Origin of the sequence: Shigella sp. FC1967 (assembly GCF_001743005.1) — a bacterium.
Lineage (GTDB): Bacteria > Pseudomonadota > Gammaproteobacteria > Enterobacterales > Enterobacteriaceae > Proteus.
The window spans coordinates 1-3,860 of record NZ_MIIZ01000746.1 but is presented as its reverse complement, the minus strand read 5'-3'; the positions used below and the strand labels follow the sequence as shown (position 1 = coordinate 3,860).

4 protein-coding genes and 1 pseudogene are annotated in these 3,860 nt (G+C 37.3%); all 5 read left to right on the top strand.

Translation table 11 applies throughout. The features are described 5' to 3' along the window. Nucleotides 1–163 precede the first annotated feature (163 nt). The gene (locus BHE89_RS27440) at nucleotides 164–400 is read left to right on the top strand and encodes a phosphoheptose isomerase family protein (protein WP_286146091.1); all 237 of its coding nucleotides are present in this window, start codon (nucleotides 164–166) and stop codon (nucleotides 398–400) included. Between the two features lie 39 nt (nucleotides 401–439). Beyond that, entirely contained in the window at nucleotides 440–1,804 is a 1,365-nt protein-coding gene (locus tag BHE89_RS11830) for a PTS transporter subunit EIIC (protein WP_069368080.1), read from the top strand. A gap of 24 nt (nucleotides 1,805–1,828) precedes the next feature. Further along, entirely contained in the window at nucleotides 1,829–2,680 is an 852-nt protein-coding gene (locus BHE89_RS11825; protein WP_069368079.1) for a MurR/RpiR family transcriptional regulator, read from the top strand. After that, a pseudogene (locus tag BHE89_RS11820) lies at nucleotides 2,680–3,469 on the top strand (sulfite exporter TauE/SafE family protein). The gene BHE89_RS11825 and the pseudogene BHE89_RS11820 overlap by 1 nt, the downstream one beginning before the upstream one ends. Before the next feature lie 301 nt (nucleotides 3,470–3,770). Continuing rightward, nucleotides 3,771–3,860, top strand: a 90-nt coding sequence (gene speFL, locus BHE89_RS11815; RefSeq protein WP_128860502.1) for a leader peptide SpeFL, incomplete at its 3' end; no start/stop codon positions are given.

The following is a 3,860-nucleotide window of genomic DNA, read 5'->3' as shown; positions in this document are numbered from 1 at the left end:
GTATGATGAGTGAAATTGCTGACTTATCTATTGCGCCAGATGTGGGGGCAGAGGTGTTAACAGGCTCCACAAGAATGAAAAGCGGTACGGCTCAAAAAATGATTTTGGGTATGTTAAGCACGAGTGTCATGACTAAACTAGGAAAAAGTGCATAAAAAACCTGATGGTCGATGTCATTGCAAGTAATGAGAAATTGCAACGTCGTGCTGAAGGAATTGTCAGCGAAGTGTGTGGCGTTTCACATGAAAAAGCCAGAACGCTATTACAAATGGTCAATTACCATCCTAGAAAAGCCATTTTAATGTATGAACTCCATCTGAGTGTGGAGAAAGTGAATCAAATTACACAGCAATATCCTTATTGTTCGCTACAACAGCAACTTGCCCTATTTAACGAATAACAATATGAGTAAACACTTCAAACTTTAGCAGGCACACATATGGCTAATAAAATAGAACATCTCGACACGTTAGCAATAGAAATAGAAAAACACGCTGGTGGATTTCAAAATGTGGCAACCCTAACACATTGTATGACTCGTATTCGACTGATTTTAAAAGACAGTTCGTTATTTAATGCAGATGCTTTAAAACAAGTCGAAGGTGTTAAAGGTGTTGTATTTAATGGCGAACAGCATCAAGTTATTGTAGGAATGGGAACGGCGGCAAAAGTGTATTCCATCATGAATAAGCGTATGCAAAACAGTTCAGCAAGTCGTGAAGAAGAGCCTACGTCAACCCCCGTGAAAAAAGGCTTCTCCATTCGTCGTATGCTAAATACATTAGCCGCTATTTTTGTGCCGACAATTCCTGCTTTAATTGGTTGCGGTTTGATTATGGGGTTAATTAATATTATCCGCTTAGTCGCACCGGGTTTAGTTGAACAATTCCCTGAGCTATTTAAATTATTCAAATTAATAGGCAGTACGGTATTTGCGTATCTCTCTATTATGATTGGGATAAATACCGCTAAAGAATTGGGCGCGTCAACATCGATTGGTGCGGTAATGGCGGGATTATTAGCCATGCCTGGACTTGCTGATATCACTTTATTTGGTGAGAAATTACAGCCAAACAGTGGTGGGATCTTTGCCGTATTAATGGTGGTTGTGTTTTCGTCAAAATTAGAATTATGGTTTCGTAGTATTGTTAAAGAGAGTCTCGATCTTATCTTAACGCCATTTGTGACGATTTTAGTCTCTTCTCTTGTGGCGATTATGATATTCCAACCGATCGGTCATTATCTTAATCAGTTATTAGCACAAGGCGTATCATTATCACTTTTAAATCAAGGTAGTGGCGCAGTTGTAACCGGTGCGGCGTTAGGGGGAAGTTTCTTATTTTTACTCTTAACGGGACTGCATCAAGGATTAATTCCTATTCATACTGAAATCTTAAATACATTTGGCTTAAATTATTTGTTCCCTATTTTAGCCATGGGCGGGATGGGGCAAGTAGGCTCTTGTTTTTGGGTTTATCTACGTACTAAAAATCAACGTTTAAAGAAAACATTAATGGGCGCATTGCCTGTGGGTATTTTCGGTGTTGGTGAGCCTTTATTATTTGGTGTGTCCCTTCCATTAGGAAAACCTTTTGTTGCGGGATGTATTGGTGGGGCAGCGGGTGGTGCATTAATGGCATATTTCCAAGTAGGGATCATTATTCCATTTGGTACAGCTGGGTTATCATTAATTCCGTTAGTCGGTGATGGGCAAATTATTAAGTTCCTGATCGCAGTATTAGGTGCATGGATTGTCGGTTTTATTGCCAGCATGCTAATGGGATTTACGGATCCAGAGAAATAAGTCAGAAATAAAAAGGATAACAGAATGTCGACACTGACCAAAAAGCTTGAAAGTTTGCTAATACAGGGTAAAGGCACAGAACAACGTATTGCTCATTATCTATTAGAGAATAGTGAGAACATTGCCAGTATGAATGCGGCTGATCTGGCACTTAAAGCGGGTGTCAGTAGTGCTTCTGTTATTCGTTTCTCTCGCCAAATGGGATATCGAGGCTATCCAGAATTTAAAATTGATTACCTTTCAGAAGAAAAACAACAAAAAAGCAGTGGCGATATTCTCTATGGTAATCTCGCGAAAATAGACTCGACAGAATTAATTATTTCCAAAACAGGGCATCTGTTTACTAGTGCTATTTTGGATTCATTAGCGTTGTTAGATCCCAATACCATTGATGTATTAGCTGAAAAAATGGTATCAGCAAAACGCATTGTATTGTTTGGTATTGGCGCATCATCTATTGTGGCGAGTGATATCTTTCATAAATTAATTCGTGTAAATAAAAACACATTATTTAGTCCAGATCTTCATGCTCAATTAGCTTATTCCGCCAATTTATCTATTGATGATATTGCCATTGCTGTTACTGCTAGAGGGAATACGACGGATATTAATCGAATGTTGAAGTCCGCAAAAAATGAAGGTTGTTTAACCGTCGCATTAACGCGTTTCGGACAAGATGAAGCCACTCGATTATCAGATTATATATTGCCTTATTTCTATGACGAACAACATTCTCAGTTAGGGGTGATTACACCACAAGTTTTACAGATGGTGGCTTTTGATGTGCTGTTTTTTAAATACATGACATTAGCGAGTGAGTCAGCAGAAAAAGCATTATTAAAAGGGCGAGAAGCTGTTATGCAAGGAAATCAATAATGTTACTTATCACCACATTAGCGGTGGGAGCGGCTATTGGTTTAATTATAAGTACGACAGGAGTAGGCGGCGGTGTTATTGTTTTACCTGTATTGACCTATTTCTTTGGTATGAATGCGTTAATGGCAGTGGCTACTGCCAATTTATTATCGATGTTGATGAAAGTCACTTCCTCTTATATGCATTTTCGCCTTGGAAACATTCCTTTTAAAAGGGCGATGATTGTATTAGGAATAATGCTACCAAGTACTTTTTTTAGCCAGTGTTTTGGTTAACTATTTAGGTTCGTTAGCGCAGTATCAGCAGCAAGTCGAATGGGGCATTAATGCGCTTGTTGTCGGCGCTATTGTTTTTTCTTTGTTTCTCTTTGTACAGAGAATGTTTTTCTCATTACCTCCCGTTGTGATTGAAAATACAGCGTTAGCGCCTTTAAATATAAAAGCACTATTACTTCCTGCGATTGCAGCAGGTGTTGTTTTAGGGGCGACGGGGGTGGGCGGTGGTGTCGTGGTATTACCGTTATTGCTACGTTATGCGAACCTTTCTATTAAGCAAGCCATTGGTACTTCTATATTTACCACAACATTGTTATCAGGATCTTCAGCACTGGCCTATATGCAAGATGGACATACAGACATTCATTTAGCACTGTTGTTATTCTTAGGCTCGCTCATCTCTATTCCGCTATCTAAGTGGCTGTTGACTAGAATGCCTGACAGGATGTTTCAGTATGCCACTTTGATTTTAATTATTTGTAGTGCTGTAATGATGCTGATTAAATTATTCTAGTATTAAAATGTATCATGAATGTTAATGTAAAAATATTATTTAAATAAATAACTCAATAAAAATAAATTATATTGGCTATTTTTCAATTACCTTCTTAATTTAATCGATATCATTATTAATATAAAAATAAGTGTCTATTTTTTATATTTTGTTAATGGAATGTATTGTTGGTGATTTATTTTTACTGATGCATGGTTTTTTATTGTAAATAGATAATTGAGATGATAGTCACATTAATGTCAATTTCTATATGTTTCACTGTAACCCTCATTTAATACCTATAAGTGAAGGTACTAGTATTATGGAAAATAATAATAGAAAAACACCTCATATTAGACGTATTGCCCACATTATGATGTATAAACAACGTCAATGCTTCCATTTCTCCGTT

What these genes read in the sequence shown, in the direction of transcription:
- BHE89_RS27440 (WP_286146091.1), top strand. Translation starts at nt 164, where the DNA reads ATGGTCGATGTCATTGCAAGTAATGAGAAATTGCAACGTCGTGCTGAA.
- BHE89_RS11825 (WP_069368079.1), top strand. Translation starts at nt 1,829, where the DNA reads ATGTCGACACTGACCAAAAAGCTTGAAAGTTTGCTAATACAGGGTAAA.
- BHE89_RS11830 (WP_069368080.1), top strand. Translation starts at nt 440, where the DNA reads ATGGCTAATAAAATAGAACATCTCGACACGTTAGCAATAGAAATAGAA.